Annotated in this window: 18 protein-coding genes, 1 pseudogene and 1 riboswitch; all 19 genes and pseudogenes read right to left on the reverse strand. The window is 39.4% G+C overall.

Features of this window, described 5'->3' with window-relative positions; all coding sequences use genetic code 11:
* A pseudogene (locus M4D81_RS29030) lies at positions 1–435 on the reverse strand (hypothetical protein); the annotation flags it as partial.
* Between the two features lie 498 nt (positions 436–933).
* Positions 934–1,299: a copper resistance CopC family protein gene (locus M4D81_RS29035; protein ID WP_260068996.1), complete on the reverse strand. Its 366-nt coding sequence runs from the start codon at positions 1,297–1,299 to the stop codon at positions 934–936.
* Between the two features lie 167 nt (positions 1,300–1,466).
* Entirely contained in the window at positions 1,467–2,327 is an 861-nt protein-coding gene (locus tag M4D81_RS29040; RefSeq protein ID WP_260068997.1) for a M56 family metallopeptidase, read from the reverse strand.
* Positions 2,320–2,745: a BlaI/MecI/CopY family transcriptional regulator gene (locus tag M4D81_RS29045; protein WP_260068998.1), complete on the reverse strand. Its 426-nt coding sequence runs from the start codon at positions 2,743–2,745 to the stop codon at positions 2,320–2,322. Before M4D81_RS29045 ends, M4D81_RS29040 begins: the two co-directional genes overlap by 8 nt.
* Before the next feature lie 191 nt (positions 2,746–2,936).
* Entirely contained in the window at positions 2,937–3,680 is a 744-nt protein-coding gene (locus M4D81_RS29050) for a pirin family protein (RefSeq protein WP_260068999.1), read from the reverse strand.
* A 192-nt stretch (positions 3,681–3,872) separates the two neighbouring features.
* Positions 3,873–4,157, reverse strand: coding sequence for a cytochrome aa3 quinol oxidase subunit IV (gene qoxD / locus M4D81_RS29055; protein WP_260069000.1), 285 nt, complete (start codon positions 4,155–4,157; stop codon positions 3,873–3,875).
* Between the two features lie 2 nt (positions 4,158–4,159).
* Entirely contained in the window at positions 4,160–4,756 is a 597-nt protein-coding gene (gene qoxC / locus M4D81_RS29060) for a cytochrome aa3 quinol oxidase subunit III (protein WP_260069001.1), read from the reverse strand.
* The gene (gene qoxB / locus M4D81_RS29065; RefSeq protein ID WP_260069002.1) at positions 4,753–6,702 is read right to left on the reverse strand and encodes a cytochrome aa3 quinol oxidase subunit I; all 1,950 of its coding nucleotides are present in this window, start codon (positions 6,700–6,702) and stop codon (positions 4,753–4,755) included. The genes qoxC and qoxB overlap by 4 nt, the downstream gene beginning before the upstream one ends.
* 24 nt (positions 6,703–6,726) lie before the next feature.
* A complete protein-coding gene (gene qoxA, locus M4D81_RS29070) occupies positions 6,727–7,650 on the reverse strand; it encodes a cytochrome aa3 quinol oxidase subunit II (protein ID WP_260069003.1) in 924 nt (307 codons plus the stop codon).
* A 365-nt stretch (positions 7,651–8,015) separates the two neighbouring features.
* A complete protein-coding gene (locus tag M4D81_RS29075; RefSeq protein ID WP_397376785.1) occupies positions 8,016–10,220 on the reverse strand; it encodes a heavy metal translocating P-type ATPase in 2,205 nt (734 codons plus the stop codon).
* 146 nt (positions 10,221–10,366) lie between these two features.
* Positions 10,367–10,741, reverse strand: a complete 375-nt coding sequence (locus M4D81_RS29080) for an ArsR/SmtB family transcription factor (RefSeq protein ID WP_036638592.1) — start codon at positions 10,739–10,741, stop codon at positions 10,367–10,369.
* A gap of 131 nt (positions 10,742–10,872) precedes the next feature.
* A complete protein-coding gene (locus M4D81_RS29085) occupies positions 10,873–11,910 on the reverse strand; it encodes a flavin-containing monooxygenase (protein ID WP_260069005.1) in 1,038 nt (345 codons plus the stop codon).
* 264 nt (positions 11,911–12,174) lie between these two features.
* The gene (locus tag M4D81_RS29090; protein ID WP_260069006.1) at positions 12,175–12,651 is read right to left on the reverse strand and encodes a C40 family peptidase; all 477 of its coding nucleotides are present in this window, start codon (positions 12,649–12,651) and stop codon (positions 12,175–12,177) included.
* A gap of 3 nt (positions 12,652–12,654) precedes the next feature.
* Positions 12,655–12,787, reverse strand: a riboswitch (cyclic di-AMP (ydaO/yuaA leader).
* A 252-nt stretch (positions 12,788–13,039) separates the two neighbouring features.
* Positions 13,040–13,945, reverse strand: coding sequence for a prolipoprotein diacylglyceryl transferase (gene lgt, locus M4D81_RS29095; protein WP_260069007.1), 906 nt, complete (start codon positions 13,943–13,945; stop codon positions 13,040–13,042).
* Between the two features lie 393 nt (positions 13,946–14,338).
* Complete coding sequence (locus tag M4D81_RS29100) at positions 14,339–14,791, reverse strand: disulfide oxidoreductase (protein ID WP_260069008.1); 453 nt, start codon at positions 14,789–14,791, stop codon at positions 14,339–14,341.
* Positions 14,792–15,475: a DsbA family protein gene (locus M4D81_RS29105; protein WP_260069009.1), complete on the reverse strand. Its 684-nt coding sequence runs from the start codon at positions 15,473–15,475 to the stop codon at positions 14,792–14,794.
* 103 nt (positions 15,476–15,578) lie between these two features.
* The gene (locus M4D81_RS29110) at positions 15,579–16,292 is read right to left on the reverse strand and encodes a cytochrome c biogenesis CcdA family protein (RefSeq protein ID WP_260069010.1); all 714 of its coding nucleotides are present in this window, start codon (positions 16,290–16,292) and stop codon (positions 15,579–15,581) included.
* A gap of 43 nt (positions 16,293–16,335) precedes the next feature.
* The gene (locus M4D81_RS29115; protein WP_260069011.1) at positions 16,336–17,181 is read right to left on the reverse strand and encodes a cytochrome c oxidase assembly protein; all 846 of its coding nucleotides are present in this window, start codon (positions 17,179–17,181) and stop codon (positions 16,336–16,338) included.
* Between the two features lie 285 nt (positions 17,182–17,466).
* Complete coding sequence (locus M4D81_RS29120) at positions 17,467–17,832, reverse strand: ArsR/SmtB family transcription factor (protein WP_260069012.1); 366 nt, start codon at positions 17,830–17,832, stop codon at positions 17,467–17,469.
* Between the last annotated feature and the right edge of the window lie 19 nt (positions 17,833–17,851).

The raw sequence follows: 17,851 nt of genomic DNA on the forward strand, positions 1-17,851 counted from the left end.
GTTATCACTGGTGTTGGTTGCACCACTGGTGGAATTAACCGTTTCGTTAATGGTAGAGTCACTATCGGTATTAGTGGCGTTCGTTGCCGTACTTTGGTTATCGACTTTTTCGAAAATTTTCGAGTCGCTGTCGCTTTCCGAATGATTTTTAGCGCCACTTTCGCTTGTAAGTTGATCGTTAATGGTGGATCCGCTGTCGTTATCATTTGTGCTTGTGGCATTACTAATGGCATGAGCTTGGTTTTTAGCAAGGTTTTTAGCAAGGTTTTTAGCAAGGCTTTTGGCAATCGCCTTGTCTATCGCCTTGGCTAAGGAAATCGTCACTTTGACAGGCGGCTTGCGGTGTTTGTGTTTTTTACGATGACAGCTACACGCTGTTTGCTGGGAAGATTTTTTTTTGCAGGTTGTTTTTCTTTTTCTAAATTCCTTTGTCATTACTTCTATCCTCTCCTTTGATGGGGGTAGTTGACTACCCTTTAGTATATTTGCCTGCTATTAACTCGGAAACGGCGAATCTACCTATAAATTTTTGTCCATCTATCAAATACACAGAAAATGGGCAAAAAAAGACCTTGTCTCGCTCTCGGCAAGACAAGGTAAGGTCCATGACAAAGGAGGTGTAGCTACCCTATGTTTGATATATGCAGGAGGACGGGTTTTCGCTCCCCTTGCCCTGGACAGTCAACCGGGGTATTGCCAACAAAACGCGGAAAGCGTACGCTAAGAAACCTTGAAATTTATTAGCCTCAATCTATCCAAATGATTCCATCCAAAAGAAGCAAACCCTCCCTACTTTGCAAGGGCTAGGGGGATTACCAAGAATATAAAAGAGAAAAGAATCGGAAATAAGATCAACCTCAAATAGTCGGTGATTCCTTAAGTATAAGAAACGTTGGCTTTTTTATATAGAAAAATCCTTAGAGTATATTTTCGTCAAAATGTTGGATGGACCCCTTCTATAGGGTGACCGTCTTTTCCAACAATTCTCCATTCAACGGTATACGTACCATTTTCAAGAGCAGTCCCATCCATAATGTGCCTTGTCATCGTATTCCCCTCAATCGTAGTTTGATCAAGAGGCACTTCCTGTTTCGATTCATGAATGATTTTAAAAGAGCTAAGTTTTTCAATATTCGTGTTAAATTGCAGGGATACATCCTTAAGTTCCGTCGTTACGGTTTCCCCTTCTTTGGGTGATGACATTTCCAATTGAGTATGTGCAAATATGGTAGTTGGGAAGGCAAAAACAAGAGCAAAAAGCATCCCTATTATTATTTGCTGACCTATTTTCTTTATCATAATAAAGCAACCCTTTCAAATTTAAATTAATATTGCTATCAGACTAACACATGAAGATATGTTCATTCAATAATGTTAAAACTCTAATTCTGACAAATTTAAGACAGAGTGAATTTCTTATGCAGAAATTCACTCTGTTAGATTGTTGCGCACTTCATAGGAACGAATTAAATACATTCCATGATGATGATAATTCCCATTAATACCGGCACAATCAGAGAAGCATACAAAGCTTTCTTTCTAAATACCATCACTTGTAATTGACGCTCGGGGTCCATCAGCTGCTGAATTCGATAATTGATCGCGGTATGCGAGAAGTGCACACCATAACCCGGAGTTTTTACGGTTTGATTCTTGATTAAATCAAGGAGTACATGGCCTAAAGGCGACTCACTCCCCATCTTTGCAATTGCAAATCGGTCTGCATTCAGTTCCATCCATATTTGATAGTATTGGACCAGCTCTTTTACGATCGGGACATAAATAAGACTCTTCGAACCGATACATAACATTACATTATGAAGAGGATGCCGCTTTAAACAGTGAAACGATTCATGTAAAATAATTGCATTTAGTTTCTCTTCATTGAAATGGTTGATAAGACCGGTAGATAGCACGATGTAGGGCTTAAAGAATCCTGACGTCACTGCAATCTTTCTTGAATCTGAGACTACTTTGATCCTACAATTCAAATCTACGTTTTTTTCAGTATAGTAAATAGACAAAACAGGTAATTCGTTAGAACTAACGAATTTCCCCCAACTTCGATATAGAAAAAATTGTTTTATGGTTTGATAACTAAGAATGATGAGTGAATAAGCAATAAAAGCATTTATAAAAATCTCATGATTAAACAATGCATCTCGAATGGTAGACATCATCAATGGGGTGATATCGGAATCAAAAGGCACGTCTTTAATTTGGTGAAGGACATTGTAACCCATCTGAAGCAAGACAGTTGCACAGATTAGTAAAGCAATGGTTAAGGATATTTTCGGATTATGACTAAAATCATTTGGTTTATTCATCTCGTCTCATTTCCTTCAACTTTAGCTCTAATTGTTTGATTAAATCAGGGTCAGCACTGTCTAGATTATCGATTAGATTTTTGACCAAAAATGTACCAAAGTCCGCAAAGAGACTGTCTGTAACAGCTCGTGTCTGCTCAGTGATAAACTCCTCTTTCGTTTGTGGGGCATAAAAATGCGACACCTTGGATCGCCCTTTCCCCGTTGATTCTCTAATGAGATATTCCTTTTCCACCAGTCTTGTCATGACCGTCATGACAGCGTTTTTCGATATAGGGGTCTCATCATCAATCATTTCGTGAACTTCTTTTATTGTGACTCTACCTTTTGCCCATATGATATCCATAATTTTGGCTTCTAACGAGCCAAAAAAACGATTAAGACCTTCCTCATCCATGTTAATCTTTTTTATTCGCATGATAATCCACCTTTTCCAAGTTGATTAATATCATAGTATGATGATTTAAACCGACTACTATACTTTAAATCATCTTTGGGGATATGCCAATAACACGCATTCAACTGGATGAGGATCCTTTTTATAGGAGTAAAAAATATCTTAATCTGTCAAAGAACGAAGAATAACTATACCCAGACCTGAATATGCACTTAAGCAAAATCATACTGCCTTACGTCAACAATAACGGCTCGAAGGTAACCATTGTGAGAAGTTTGAAGATGTACATCTTCTGCGTCACTTTCCGTGGAATAAACCGCCACAAAGTCCCCTTTTTGAAAGTAGCCTAAACCATCATTGAGATTCCCTTGGCCTTCAACGATAAACATGGTCATGAGTCGAAACGGTGCAAGGGTTAATGACGTTGATGCCCTGTGTTCAAGTTCCAAATCTATCATGGAAACATCTGTTTTTAGAACAATTGGGGAATTGTCACCAATGATCTGACGAACTCTCACACCTCCCTTTTGTTTCACAGAAAAAGCACTAGACTGATACCCACGATGGCGTGGAAGATCCCTAACACTTTGAGAGCGTTTCGGATCAAACCATATTTGAAATCCATGTGCTCGGGGACCTAAGAAACGCTCTTGATGACATCCCCCCGTTGCAGTCTGCAGTACGTGGACTCCTCCCCGACTAACTCTATAGACCTTCCCTTTCACGTCATCATGTTCCATTGTTCCCTGAAGCATGTAAGTCAAAATTTCGAACCGATGATGATATTGTATAGGGGAACTAAAATAATCACTTACTCGAAACCAATTCCAGTAAAACAGTGGACCCACTTCCTTTTCGTCCGGTGTTTTACCACAACTGACAGGTATATGACCGTTTAATTGTGCCCCCCATTCCATAAACCCTTGATTACGAGGTGGATAAATGTGAATGTTCATATATAGCCCCCTGTTAAAACAATTCAACTCGTATGAATGAAGAATACGCCACCAATAAGCATTCAGGGAGAGCTGCTGATTTACTTATAGATAAATGTTACATTGGAATCAGCGACTACTTATTGAAATAACAAGAAGTAGTCGCCCCAGTACAACATCTATAGAGAATTGCACATTGATTCAGATATCAAATTAGTAGTAACCCCAGATTAATGTCAGAAGTGTTCCGAATATCGTGACTAAGGCAATGAAGATCCCATAATACAGACTTGTATATATTGATTTCTTATCTTCCGTCTCACCAGCATGCATAAACACAACCAATTGTATAGCTGCCTGAATGAACGCTGTCACAAGAAGAATAGTAGCCCCGACGGCGAAGGACATATCCAAGAAGTATACCGTAAGGGCAGCGGCGATCAGGACAAGTGAAAACACAAAACCGATCACTTGTTTTCGCGGAAATAACTCTTTCATGTTCACATCATTCCTTTCAGGAAGACGAAGCTAAAGATGAAAATCCAAACAACGTCAAGGAAATGCCAATACAGCGAGAAAATGAAAGCTTTATTCGTGGTTGCCGGTGTTAATCCATGCTTTTTGATTTGAAGGATAATGAACAAACCCCAGGCTAAACCTATCGCAACATGCGCCCCATGAATGCCTAAGGTAGTGAATAGAATCGCAGTAAAGCCACTTGTCTGGAGTGTGGCCCCTTCATGGACGTACACAAAGAAATCATATATTTCGACACCCAGAAAGCCTAACCCGAGAAGCAATGTGATGAGAAAAAATGTGATCATGGCTTTGGGTCTTCCTATTCGCATAGCATGTATGCCTAAACCGATTGTGAAACTGCTTGCCAACAGCAAAATCGTTTCAATTACTACAGGGGCGATTTCAAATAATTCGGCACCTGTCGGGCCGCTGCCTGTTCGATTAACCAATGTAAAATAAGAGGCAAACAGCGTTCCGAAAAGTGCAATTTCAGCTCCAAGAAAAATCCAAAATCCAAAAATATTAAGCCGGTTTTGTTCCGTTCCGTATTCTAGTGGGAGCGATGGATCTGTTTTCATTCTCTAACCTCCCCCAATCTTTTTTCAGTATCAATAATTTTTTCAACTGGGATGTAATGTCCATCATCTTTTTCAAATGAGCGATAAGCCAAACAAGCAAAAATTCCGATTGTAGCTGCAATGGCGACGCCCCACATCGCGAACACTAGTGCAAATCCCCATACGAAGAAAATGATCGCCAGGATGAATGGTAATCCGCTATTATTGGGCATATGAATTTGATCTATTTTATTTTTGAAAAGATTGAATCCTTTCTTCTTATAATCCCAGAACGCTTCAGTTGAATTTACCGTTGGAATTACAGCAAAGTTGTATTCAGGTACTGGACTGTGTGTCGCCCACTCTAATGATCGAGCGTCCCAAGGATCAGCCGGAATATCTCTTGATGCAAAGCGAGTGCTGTAATAGATGTTATACACGATAAGCACAAATCCGATTAAAAGCCCAATTGCTCCAATAAATGAAATCATATTCCACAGACCAAATCCGGTAGACTCTGAATATGTGTACATACGTCTTGCCTGTCCGTCCAAGCCAGAGATAAACATAGGGAAGAAGGTTACACAAACACCTACCGCAATAAACCAGAATGCCCATTTCCCAATTCTCTCATTTAGCATAAAGCCGAACATTTTTGGCCACCAGTAAGTAAGACCCGCAAGCATCGCAAAAACGACTCCTGGAATAATGACCAGATGGAAGTGGGCCACTAAGAACATGGTGTTATGGTACTGATAATCCGCACTGGCCATTCCCAGCATGACACCGGTTACTCCACCAATGGTGAAAATGGGGATAAACCCTAAGGAATACAGCATGGGAACCGTAAAAACAATTTTTCCTTTTCGAAGGGTGAATAGCCAGTTAAATATCTTGATCCCCGTCGGTACGGCTATAGCCATGGTCGTAATCGAGAAGATACTGTTCACGAGCGCTCCCTGGCCCATTGTAAAGAAATGATGTACCCAGACTAAGAATGAAAGAGCAGAGATGGCAACCATGGATATTACCATGGATTTATAGCCATAGAGATTACGTCGAGCAAAGGTAGAAATAATCTCACTATAAATACCGAATGCCGGCAGGATTAAAATGTATACTTCTGGATGTCCCCAAACCCAGAACAAATTAGCCCAAAGCATGTCCATACCGCCATCTGCCGTTGTAAAGAAGTTGGTGGCAAAAAGTCGATCCATTGTCCCCATGATGAGTGCAATGGTTAGGACAGGAAACGCAAACACAATAATAAGGTTGGTAATCAGCGCAGACCATGTGAACATAGGCATCTTCATCAAGGTCATACCTGGTGCTCTCATTTTTAATATTGTCGTGATAAAATTGATACCCGTTATTAAAGTACCAATGCCCGAAATTTGAAGAGCGAACATATAGTAATTCGTTCCTACGGACTGGCTAAACTCGTTCCCGGCAAGAGGGAAGTAAGATGACCAACCAGCATCAGGAGATCCACCGATTACAAAAGAAATGTTAAATAGCATAGCACCGGAAAAATATAACCAATAACTTAAGGCATTTAGCCTCGGAAATGCAACATCACGAGCGCCAATCTGAAGCGGCACCACAAAGTTCATTAAAGCCATAATAAATGCCATCGCCATAAAAATAATCATGACAACCCCATGGGTCGTAAATATTTCATTATACTCTTGGGCTCCAAGAAGATTATTATCAGGTACGGCCGTTTGTGCACGCATCATAATCGCGTCTGCGCCGCCTCTGAATAACATCAGCAGAGCAGATATGAGATACATGATACCAATACGTTTATGGTCAACCGTTGTTAGCCACTCACGCCATATGTAACCCCATTTTTTATAGTAGGTTAAGCCAAAGATTATTGCGAAAACGGTAAGAGCTATAGCAACCATTGAGGCATAAATCGTCGGCCCCGGGTTGGGGACGGCAAATCGATCGAAAAAATCCATGCTTCTGTCTCCTTTCTGCTGAACTCAATGGTTCATGTTGCTCATATTGTTTTCATCAGGATTTTCTTCGCCATTTTCTTCAGCTGGAGAATCACTTTCAGCATCCGTTTCTTTGGTTGAAGGATGGTGACCTGCTGGAGGTGGTGAAAAGCCTAAGTGTGTTCCTGTAAATGTTGACTGTCCAAGATGCCCTGGTTCGAGAAGTTCTTTAAACTTCTCTTCAGTGAGGGGGTTAGCTGTCGCTTTAACTTCATTGACCCATTCATCATATTCTTCTGGAGATAGTGCTTTTACGCTAAATGTTTGTTGGGCAAAACCTTCACCAGAGAAGTTTGCGTTACGGCCGGTGTATTCGCCTGGCACATCAGCTGCAAGGTTTAAAGTGTTTACCATATCAGCCATGGCATATTTCTGTCCGCCGAGCTGGGGAATCCAAAAACTCGATATGGGTCCGTAAGAATACAGTTTGAATTGAATCGGTCTGTCAGTCGGGATAAATAAGTAATTTAAGGTTTCGATATCTTCTTCAGGATAACTAAAATGCCATTTCCAGTTGGAAGAAGATGCGTATATGACTAAAGGCTCCTCCTTATATCCTTTAGGGATAGCTTCCACCTCATAAGTGGATTTCACCGTTACAAACGAAAGGAAGGCTACGATTAATATGGGGATCGCTGTCCAGAGTATTTCGAGTTTGAGACTTCCTTCTATATGAGGAGGTTCATACTCATCACTTTGCTTGGAGGCTCGATACTTCCTAATAATCAAAACATAAAGTGCAATCACAACCACAACAACAATCGCCATGGTCCAAATGGATATCATAATGACATCAGCTGTTGTACGAGCTTGCGGTCCCTTTGGATCTAAAACCTTAAGTGGCTCACAACCGGTCAGAACAGTAGCAAAAATAAAAACCAATGATAACATTGCCCATTTTATTTTCATGAAGTACCCCTTTCTCAAAAATTCATGCCATACGTTTTAGGTTGTCGGATCGCGCTCAATAGTTATCTCTTCTTCACTCCTCGCTGTCGACTTATACGTGCTTAAATCATTGTATATAAATAAGACTATGTATTGTAGTTTTTTAGATGGATTGTCATAACTCTTTCACGCTTTATTCACCTTTTCAACACTAAACAGCCTCAGAATATTCATAACCTTGTTCTGTAATGTTAAAAAGTTTATATCCTAAGCCCAGGATATAGCGTCGAATCCATGTGATTCTTTAGAGGTTGCTGTTTTGGGACTGCTAAAGAACCTACTATGTTTATGAAATAAAAAAAAGAGCCGCTTACGGCTCTTTGATTTTAACTCTTCATGACACGAACTGCGTTTAATACAGCGAGGAGTGTTACCCCAACGTCGGAGAAAACGGCTTCCCACATCGTTGCAATGCCGAAGGCTCCAAGTAATAAGAAAATGGCTTTAACTCCGAGTGCGAAGATAATATTTTGCCAAACAATTCTTCGGGTTCTCTTCGCAATACGAATTGCTGATGAAATCTTGGATGGTTCGTCTGTCATAATCACGATGTCAGCAGCCTCAATGGCTGCATCTGAACCAAGTCCACCCATTGCTATTCCCACATCAGCTCTAGCTAATACCGGTGTATCGTTAATACCATCTCCAACGAAGATGATTTTCTCTTTTGATGTTTTCTGTTGATCCAGCTTTTCAATTTCTTCTACTTTATGCTGTGGAAGCAGTTCAGCATGTACCTCATCTAATCCGAGTTTGCGTCCCACAGCTTCTCCTACAGTTTTGGAGTCACCGGTTAGCATAACTATCTTTTTAATTCCGAGTTCCTTCAAAGACCGTATGGCTTCTGCAGAATCCTCTTTCACCTCATCGGAAATGACAATATACCCTGCATATTCTCGATCAATACTAATGTGCACGATAGTTCCTAAATCTTCAGGTTGATTAAATGGAATTTGTTCTCTCTTCATTAATTTCGCATTACCGGCCAAGACCTCTTTTCCATTAACCTTTACTTGAATGCCATGACCAGATATCTCGTTGTATCCTTCCAATTCTTCTTCACGTGTTTCCTGCCCGTATGCTGCTCTTATCGATTCTGCAATCGGGTGGGTAGAGTGCATTTCGGCATATGCTGCATATTTGAGCAACTCGTCTTTAGAAATCTCGCCCATTGGATGGATATTGGTTACCGTAAATGCTCCCTTTGTAAGGGTTCCCGTCTTATCAAACACAACATATTTGACATCATTAAGAGCTTCAAGATAATTACTTCCTTTAACCAATACCCCTTTTTTCGAAGCAGCTCCAATACCACCAAAAAATCCGAGCGGAATCGAAACAACTAAAGCGCAAGGACATGAAATAACTAAGAATACTAAGGCACGATAAATCCAATCAGAGAATGTGGCTCCACTTATAATAAGGGGAGGTAACACAGCGAGCAATACCGCAATAATGACCACCACTGGCGTATAATAGCGGGCAAACTTTGTTATGAAATTTTCTGTTGGTGCTTTTTTACTGCTGGCATTTTGCACTAGATCCAGAATTTTTGAAACTGTAGATTCACCAAATTCCTTGGCTACTTCTACCGTTAATACGCCATTCTTATTAATAAATCCACTTAGGACATCTTGACCTGGTTCCACTTCTCTTGGAATAGATTCCCCAGTTAATGCAGAGGTATCTACTGCTGAATTCCCTTCAATGACCTTACCATCCAAAGGTACCCTTTCGCCTGGCTTTACGACAATAAAGTCACCGATCTTAACTTCTTCCGGAGATACACGTTTTGTATCGTTACCCATTTTAAGGTTTGCATAGTCAGGGCGAATATCTAAAAGAGCACTGATGGACTTTCTAGAACGATTTACAGCGATCCCTTGGAACATCTCCCCAACCTGATAGAACAACATCACGGCGACACCTTCAGGGTATTCCTGAATGGCGAAAGCACCAAGTGTTGCTATCGTCATAAGGAAGTTTTCATCAAAAACCTGGCCGCGAACAATATTTCTAGCTGCCCGAAAAACAATATCTCCACCTATAACAATGTAAGCTACTGCAAACAGTGCAAATTCTAAATAACCGGAAAAAGAAGAAAATAAGCCAACCGCTGCAATAGCGGTACCAAACAATAAACGAATTAACATCCGTTTCGTATTTTCATTTCCATGTTCATGAGAATGTCCGTGATCATCTCCATGACCGTGACTGTCCTCTGAATGTAATGCCCCTGCTGCAGATTTGTTCTTTTCAATCACTCGGATATGAGGCTCTAGTGTTTTCACTTTCTCCTTGGCTTTCGATACAATGTTTTCAACCTGTCCGTTTGCTGTTTCCATCGTTAGTGTCTTCGTTACAAAATTAACGGAACAGGAACTTACACCTTCAATTTTCTTAACACCATTTTCGATCTTCATTGCACAGTTAGCACAATCCAGTCCTTCTAATATCAACTCTTTTTTAACCCTTTGTTGTTGAGCTTCCATCGTATGTTCTCCTTTCCACCAACCTTGCCGTACACACATGAACAATTATTCATATGTTATTTAAACTCATTATATTCAAATGAAAAGTTAGTTGTCAATTATTTCGTACATTCTCCGCTACATTAGGTGAAGACTTCTAAACACAACAAAAACAGCACCAGCAGCTGACTGCGGGTGCTTTCATGTTATTCTCCATGCATTGTATGTTGTAGGGTTTGTGTAAAAATTTGCTCGATGTGTGTATCATCCAATGAATAAAACACCGTCTTGCCCACTTTACGACGTTTTACGATCCTCATATTACGAAGGTATCGCAGTTGATGCGAGATCGCTGACTGCCCCATCTCGAGTAATACAGAAAGATCATGGACACATAATTCTTTCTGCAATAAAGCATTGATCAATTTAACCCGAGTAGGATCACTGAAGGCTTTAAACCAGTCTGCCACTTGAACAGCTGCATGTTCATCAATCATTCCGGCCCTAACTTGTTTTAAATCAGCCTCAGACCCAAAGCATGATGTGTCACAATCTTCAATCAAGGGATCCTTCTGCTCCATTTTCGTAATCACCATCCTATTTACCATTACCACTTATTTTATAGCAAAGGCACAAAAAACGAAAGGATTACGATTAACAAACCGAATTTTGTCAGAAGAAAGTGTCCCGAACTACTACTCCTACCCTGTTTTTATTCTCTCAGCAGATGATCAACAATACGCTTAGCATCATATTTCACCCATCCAAGCAGTGCTGACCCTCTTGATGTTTGCCACGGTAATCCAACAAAGTAGAGTCCTTTTACAACGGATACACCTTCCATATGATCGATATGTCCATCTTTAAATGCCGCTTTTATGTCTATCCAGTGATCATCACGTTTAAAACCTGTAGCCCAGATAATGTTGTCGATATGTATAGGAGTTCCTTCGTTCTGAAAATATAACTTTTGATCCACTATCTTTTCCGTCCTTGCATGGAGTTTTATCCTTCCTTGTTGAATGAGCAGCTTTAACTCCTTTCCATATATCTGTTCTGGCATTGCGTGCAACCATTTACCTAACATACTTTTGCGGTTTGCTGTTAGAAAGCCCACCTTGTCAAAATACCAAAAAATACTCTTGCCGAAAATATGTAACGGTTTATATTGGATCTCACTGCTTGCGGACAAATGCACTTCAAAATCATCTGCCAATTCACTGGAAATTTGGGCCCCGGAGTTTCCTGCACCTACAACACAAACAACCCCTTCTTTAAGTTGGTTCTTATTTCGATATTCAGAAGAATGTAATTGTATAACTGCATCTCCTACCTTATCATGAAAGGAAGGTACAAGTGGCTTCTGAAAAGGACCGGTGGCTACTATAACCTTTTTTGATCTAAATGTACCCTCCGATGTGGAGACTTCAAAGATACCATTGTTCATGGTTAATGATGTAACTTGTGTATTACTTTGAATAGGAAGCTCTAAACGATTCGCATAATCTTTCAAATAATCTGCAACCTCATTTTTATGTGGTAAACCCTGAGGATCACCTTGAAAGGGAACACTTGGTAGACTATTATACATTCTTGGCGTAAACAGATGAAGAGAATCATAGCGATCTCTCCAAGAATCACCAACCTCCTTGTGACCATCAAGGATGAGAAAATCCACAGATTTTTGTTTGAGATAGTAAGCAGCCGCAAGCCCGGCTTGACCTCCACCGATGACTATAACATCTAACATATAAATATCATCCCTCCTTTTAATATTTTTATTTAAAGTATCATATGAGCATTTATTCATCAATAATGAATATCCCAACATTGAGTATCGGCAGAAATGCACATCTTCTAAATAGGCATCAAGTCATTAGTTTTTGTACACTTAAATAATAAGCACCAACGTATGTCTAAGAAGGAAACACGATTGCAAGCCATGAGGGTAACATTGAATTGAAATCATAAAACAAGCCCTTCATAAATGAAGGGCTTGTTCTTTTTAATTATTTCAGTTGTAACTTCCGACCATCATCGTGTAACTTTTTTGACTAATGGTTCTTCTTGCTGTTACATAACGCTGTTTGTAATAGGATTCTGAAAGTTTACTTATCCTTACACCCTTACTGCTGGACGAATGTGCAAATTGACCATTACCAATATAAATTCCAGCATGAGAAATGCCCTTGCCACTCGTATTAAAAAAAACTAAGTCACCCGGTCTCAGATTAGCTTTGGACACTGGAGTGCCTACCTTGGCCTGAGCTTTTGATGTACGTGGTAAATCTAGATTGAATTTATCAAAAATGTACAGAATAAAGCCGGAACAATCGAAACCACTTGAAGTTGTACCTCCCCATTTATAGGGTGTTCCAACGACTTTACTTACTTCAGTAGTCAACTTAGGTTGATTATCCGCAAACGCACTTGCTGCTCCCGAAGATAATATAATGGCAGACCCTAACAACGACAGTAAAATTTTCTTCAAGATTTTTTCTCCCTTCGATGCCTACGGAGTTAGCTGAGGGTTCGGTAGAAGGATCCCTATACTCCCTTTACTACAAGAATAATTCACCCAAAAATGGTTCCCCCGTTTTCAAAACGAAACTCGGCATAATTTATGAATTTTTTGTAACCCTACATAATGTAGTCTATTTATTACCCTTTTGTCAATCTTATCTTTTAATTTCTTTCCCTCCTCCAATAAATGTTGTGATTCGTTCATATTCTCCTATTTAATGGACTTAAATCATTACATTATTCGAAGAATAGCTGGTTTGAACGGTCTAATAAAAAAAACAATATTGTAACAATTTTGCGGAGGATAGAAATTAAAATGGCAGTCGAACCTGGTTCGACTGCCTAAATTGAAATCTTTAAGATTTGTTAGAGACGATTGGATCTGCATATCGTTCAGGATGGTTTCTAAACCTTCGGTATGCAATGAGGCAAATGGCAATTAAAATAATAAAGACACTCAATAACTGCGAGACACGAACTGTACCATAACTCATTTCGCCTTCCTGGAACATAAGCCCCATCGGTGACCAAAGTAATTTCATCAAATCTGCAAGCCAGTTAGAGGCATACCATGCTAAACTGTCGGTACGCAGTCCTTCGATAAAAAACCGCCCGATGGAATACCAAGTGAAATAAGTCAAAAATAACTCACCTGAACGTAGAAAAGGCTGGCGTCTCAACCATAAGAGCAACAACAAACCAACCAAATTCCAAATGGATTCATACAGAAAGGTCGGATGATAATAGATGCCCTCGACATTCATTTGATTGACAATAAAGTTAGGCAAGTGTAGTGTTGTCCTGAGAAAATCCTCAGATACTGGCCCTCCATGAGCTTCTTGATTTATATAATTTCCCCAACGCCCGATCAATTGTCCTATAATTAAACCCGGAGCACATAGATCTGCGATACGCCAAAAATTATAGCCACGTATACGAAAGAAAAAAATCATAGCAACGATCGCTCCGATTAAAGCTCCGTAAATGGCGATTCCACCGTTCCATATTTTGAAAACATCCCAAAAGTTATCGCGGTAATCTTCCCACTTGAATATGACATAGTAAGCTCTAGCCCCGACGATAGCCGATGGCACGCCAACTAGCACCATATCCAAAAAGAACCCTGGATGGATCTGATACCGCTTGCCTTCTTGAATAACGACGATTAGACCAATGAGAGCTGCTACGCTTAAGATAATTCCGTACCAGTATAATTGAATTGGCCCTAATCGAAATGCAATTGGACTAATCGCATCGAACAAACCCTCTCACCTCAATCCCACATCGTTTGTAACCGATGTATTGAGTAGTTCATAATTAATGTTGAAATTACGATTAAACACCCTATATTCACATAAGGAAGGCGATACATGTTGAACAATGATTCTTTTCTTTCACTTCTCAAGCCTAGGATTATCATCTTTAGCTCACTGTTACTGTTTACTATGATTAGCATCGTTTTTCTGACGGATATCTACTTTATTCATTTCAACAAAACCGTTCATATGATAGCACATTATATCAGTCCGTTTATCATTCACTTAATGTTATCCCTTTTTGTGAAGAACAAGGTGTCCTGGTTACTTGGTGCAACGCTGACAACGATTATCTCACTAGTACTGATTCTAGTAGTGGTTTTGGTGTTTTTTTAGCAATTAGTTGCCTGATTTTGGGCTCACGCCAGTCTCAGATCTAGTGAGTACCATTAAGATTGTAATTAAAATAAAGGCTACTAGTGCGAGAAAAGGAATCGTTATAAAACCAAACCAATTAATGTATTGTACATTACACGGCACCCCGTTCGTGCAGGGCTTGATCTCTGCAAATCCAGGGACCTTCTGCTCCAAATAATGAAATAAGGAAACGCATGCTCCAAAAATCGAAAGTGGAAGCACATATTTTTTTATGCTTGTCTCACTGTAAAAGGCAGCAATTCCAAGAATGATACTGAGTGGATACATTAGTATTCTCTGATACCAGCACAATTCGCAAGGAATAAACCCCCTTATCTCGCTAAAATAGAGACTTCCAAGCGTTGCTGTAAGTGCGACAACCCAGGCTAAATATATTGTTTTGTCACGTACTCCCACTACTCGATCCTCTCCCATCTATTCCTTAAGTTGCGCATTGATTAAGGAAGATATCTCCTCATAATCAAACGGGTTCGATACCATAACATTATTGATCATAATCGTGGGTGTTTGTTGTACATTATATTCACGGACTAATTCCTCATCTAAACCAACTTGGTCTTCGATTTGTTTACTTCCCATATCTTCTTTAAGCTTCGCTAGATCGATATTAGGTGTATATTCTTTAGCAAGCTCCAACGCCTTGTCTGGGGTTAGCCATGCGTTATCATGCTGCTCTGTTTCAGGTTGTGCATTAAATACTTCATGATGAAATGTCCAAAATGCTTCAGGGTCTTGCAACCGTATCGCCTCTGCAGCGAGTGCGCCTGTTTTTGATTCTTCACCATGAAAAAGAACATTAATATAGGAAAATGATGCTTTTCCTGTTTCGATAAAGTCCTTCGAGAGTTGTGGCATTATATTCTCTCCCCACGCTTTGCAGGAGGGACATTTATAATCACCAAACTCCACGATTGAAACTTTTGCATTTTTGTCACCTAGGGTAGGCTGGTTTTCCGTGGCCGGTGGGTTGTCAAATACCCCTTCCGAACGATTTGATGGTTGGCTGTTCTGGTTTAACAATACCAAAGCTACCACCAGGCCCACAAAAATGATGGTGAAAATAACTAGATTTTTTGATGATTTCTTCTTATTATTCATGTTTCACCTCAGCTATTTATTCGTTTAGTTGCTTTTTTTAGATGTTTGCTTACTTGCCGTTTTATATGTTTATCACCGCCTTAATTCCAGATCTCGAACTACATCAAAAACCTGTAAACCCGCCGTATAACCCGATTAACCATATGGTGATTTTGGTCATTTGATCTGTGTAAAGTAATATTCCGGTAAGCACCATCATCGCCCCGCCAATTTTCATCATTAGTGAAGAATATTTTGAGATCCATTTTAATCTGCCTATAAAAAAAGCCATAATGAGAAACGGAATCCCAAACCCTAATGTATAGGCACTTATGTAACCGACTGCCTTCTCAGGATCTGTAACTCCCATAGCTAAAACGGCTGAAAGAATGGGGCCGATACACGGTGTCCATCCTGCAGAGAATGATAATCCAACTAATATCGATCCAAGATATCCTGACGGTTTATGCTTAAATTGAAACTTCCTATCTTTCATTAAAATCTGTAATTGAATAACTCCTAGCATGATTAATCCCATTACAATCACTAATAATCCACCTAATTTTTGAATCAATTCGCGATTATTCGAGAACAAATCTCCTACTAAACTGGCTGATAAACCTAATGCGAAAAAAATGACAGAGAATCCTAGCATAAAGCATATAGTATGTGCAAAAGCCTTCTTTTGCATGATCCCCTTACCATCCTTTAACTCCTTAACAGAAATTCCGGTAATGTAAGATATATAGGATGGATAGAGCGGAAGACAGCAAGGAGATATAAAAGACAAAAATCCTGCTGCAAATGCTATCCATAAAGTCAAGTTCTCTGGGCCCATAGTTAACTTCCTTTCTACAATGAGATGACATCAATAATTGAAATTAATAGTTATTACGTTGATTCGGTGAGTCATATACTTCTATGGGGTCATCATGTTTCTCCTTTCGGTACCATCTTACAGAAATGATTGCCAGTGTGACTACAAATGCAGTCTCTTGCGTCATTTTCATAATAATTCCGCCTAATTGCTGATCATCAATTGGACTCAAAAATGAAAATAATTGGGGAGCATTCACATATAGATCATAGAGAATGTTACCGGCAAAAATGATGGCTACACATGCTGGATATAACAGGATTGCATTCGCTGCAATATACCCTAACTTTTTTACATTCGATAGTTTATCAAGTTCTGGTACAGGGCACATGAGTGGCCACCACATCTGAAATGACGCAATTACTAACAAAACATGATATAAGCCTCCTAGGAATGGGACCTCCATCAGCTTACTAAAAACAACTGGGAAATGATATAAGGATAATGCAGAGTTAAATAGAAACATGGCTAAGATAGGCTGATTAAAAAATGAGAGAAACTTCGAGGAAAACTTGGTATTTAATAAAGGGCGTATCAACCATGATGGCGTACCTAAATAAAAAAACAGCGGCATAATAAAATATAATAAAGCTTGCTTCAGCATGTGAGCGCTAAATAACACATGATGATTAAACGCATTGATTGGACTTCCAACCGCTATATAAAACGTAAACAAACCTGAAATAGACAATATTTTTTGTCTGGTTTTAACTGGTTCACTTTCATAAAAACGGTTACGTAATGGACCAACATATAACAAATAGATTACAGATAATAAAACGGTTATAAAAAATACGAGCGGACCCCATAATTCTGAAAAACTAAAATGTGTTAATACACTCTGGTTCATCTATGGCAAAACTCCTTTTCCATATCAAACGGTTAAAAGACTACACAACATAGTATATTACAAACTAAAGATTACTGGTTATTACAATTGTTTGTCAACTTACTGAACGAATATGTGTATTTGCCACTGGATTTTAGGACGTCACAAGAGAATAAACAAAGAAACGGGTAGATCTGCACTCTAAGTGAGTTCAATCTACCCGATTCTATTCGTCAATTAATATGAGAAGTTACTAAATTTACAGATTCATTTGAACAGAACAGGTCCTCTTTGGATGATATAGGCTCAAAACTGAATAGTTTCTGACTGATGGTCTACAGCCAGCTTTATCAGCTGCTTTAACTGCATATCCTCTAGTGAGTAAAACACAAGTTTTCCTTCTTTGCGGTATTTCGCGATCCCCATATTTCTAAGCAGTCGTAAATGATGGGATGCTGTCGCCATTGTAGAACCAATAATATTGGCCACATCGCAAACGCACAACTCATCCTCATCGCATAAGGAATAGGCGACTTTTAACCGTGTAGGATCGGCAATGACCTTAAAAATTTGGGACATATTTTGAAAATCATGATTACTCAACTTTGCTTTAATACGTCTCACTTTATCTTCGTCGTAACAAAATATATCGCAGGTATCCTCAGTTGACATGTGTAACACCTCAATCTCA

The organism is Paenibacillus sp. p3-SID867, from assembly GCF_025142895.1.
Lineage (GTDB): Bacteria > Bacillota > Bacilli > Paenibacillales > Paenibacillaceae > Paenibacillus_AQ.

Bases quoted from the DNA above. Each gene is read 5' to 3' on its own strand.
- M4D81_RS29035 (WP_260068996.1), bottom strand. From the start codon at position 1,299: ATGATAAAGAAAATAGGTCAGCAAATAATAATAGGGATGCTTTTTGCT.
- M4D81_RS29040 (WP_260068997.1), bottom strand. From the start codon at position 2,327: ATGAATAAACCAAATGATTTTAGTCATAATCCGAAAATATCCTTAACC.
- M4D81_RS29045 (WP_260068998.1), bottom strand. From the start codon at position 2,745: ATGCGAATAAAAAAGATTAACATGGATGAGGAAGGTCTTAATCGTTTT.
- M4D81_RS29050 (WP_260068999.1), bottom strand. From the start codon at position 3,680: ATGAACATTCACATTTATCCACCTCGTAATCAAGGGTTTATGGAATGG.
- qoxD (WP_260069000.1), bottom strand. From the start codon at position 4,157: ATGAAAGAGTTATTTCCGCGAAAACAAGTGATCGGTTTTGTGTTTTCA.
- qoxC (WP_260069001.1), bottom strand. From the start codon at position 4,756: ATGAAAACAGATCCATCGCTCCCACTAGAATACGGAACGGAACAAAAC.
- qoxB (WP_260069002.1), bottom strand. From the start codon at position 6,702: ATGGATTTTTTCGATCGATTTGCCGTCCCCAACCCGGGGCCGACGATT.
- qoxA (WP_260069003.1), bottom strand. From the start codon at position 7,650: ATGAAAATAAAATGGGCAATGTTATCATTGGTTTTTATTTTTGCTACT.
- M4D81_RS29075 (WP_397376785.1), bottom strand. From the start codon at position 10,220: ATGTGTGTACGGCAAGGTTGGTGGAAAGGAGAACATACGATGGAAGCT.
- M4D81_RS29080 (WP_036638592.1), bottom strand. From the start codon at position 10,741: ATGGAGCAGAAGGATCCCTTGATTGAAGATTGTGACACATCATGCTTT.
- M4D81_RS29085 (WP_260069005.1), bottom strand. From the start codon at position 11,910: ATGTTAGATGTTATAGTCATCGGTGGAGGTCAAGCCGGGCTTGCGGCT.
- M4D81_RS29100 (WP_260069008.1), bottom strand. From the start codon at position 14,791: ATGGGAGAGGATCGAGTAGTGGGAGTACGTGACAAAACAATATATTTA.
- M4D81_RS29105 (WP_260069009.1), bottom strand. From the start codon at position 15,475: ATGAATAATAAGAAGAAATCATCAAAAAATCTAGTTATTTTCACCATC.
- M4D81_RS29110 (WP_260069010.1), bottom strand. From the start codon at position 16,292: ATGGGCCCAGAGAACTTGACTTTATGGATAGCATTTGCAGCAGGATTT.
- M4D81_RS29115 (WP_260069011.1), bottom strand. From the start codon at position 17,181: ATGAACCAGAGTGTATTAACACATTTTAGTTTTTCAGAATTATGGGGT.
- M4D81_RS29120 (WP_260069012.1), bottom strand. From the start codon at position 17,832: ATGTCAACTGAGGATACCTGCGATATATTTTGTTACGACGAAGATAAA.